This window comes from Corynebacterium sp. HMSC06C06 (genome assembly GCF_001807295.1).
Classification (GTDB): domain Bacteria; phylum Actinomycetota; class Actinomycetes; order Mycobacteriales; family Mycobacteriaceae; genus Corynebacterium; species Corynebacterium striatum.
In genome coordinates this window covers 1-598 of record NZ_KV788463.1, presented here as the reverse complement: position 1 = coordinate 598, position 598 = coordinate 1, and the positions used below count along the sequence as shown (strand labels likewise).

The following is a 598-nucleotide window of genomic DNA, read 5'->3' as shown; positions in this document are numbered from 1 at the left end:
CTGGTCACCGTGTCATGCCAGATCTAGTAGGCCGCAAGTTCACAGCTGACGAGCCAAATCGTGTGTATGTCGGTGACATTACTTACCTGCCGTGTAGGGGAGGCAAAAACATGTACCTTGCCACAGTCATTGACACGTATTCACGTAAACTTGCAGGTTATGCACTCGCAGACCACATGCGGGTCTCACTAGTTATCGATGCTCTAGCCCACGCACACGGCGTGCGCGGCAGTCTTGACGGGACTATTTTCCATTCCGATCACGGCAGCGTGTACACCTCACAAGCCTTTAGGAACTACTGCTCGTCGTTAGGTGTGCGCCAGTCCATGGGCGCGGTTGGAACGAGTGCCGATAATGCCCTGGCAGAATCCTTTAACGCCACCTTAAAGCGGGAAGTGCTGCGTGATCGGAAAGTCTTTGACAACCCAATTAGCTGTCGTCAAGAGGTCTTCCGGTGGTGCATGCGCTACAACACGCGCAGGCGGCACTCCTGGTGCAATCTCGTAGCTCCTGATGTCTTTGAAGCCGAGACTTCGGCTATACTGACCACAGCAGCATAGCTAGCCCCCGATGTGTCCACTTTCCGGGGGTCGGGCCC

Annotated in this window: 1 protein-coding gene; it reads left to right on the top strand. The window is 55.0% G+C overall.

Translation table 11 applies throughout. The features are described 5' to 3' along the window. Positions 1–560 (top strand): IS3 family transposase (locus tag HMPREF3153_RS01075; protein WP_141740888.1); only part of this gene is annotated, 560 nt, incomplete at its 5' end. Positions 561–598: the final 38 nt, after the last annotated feature.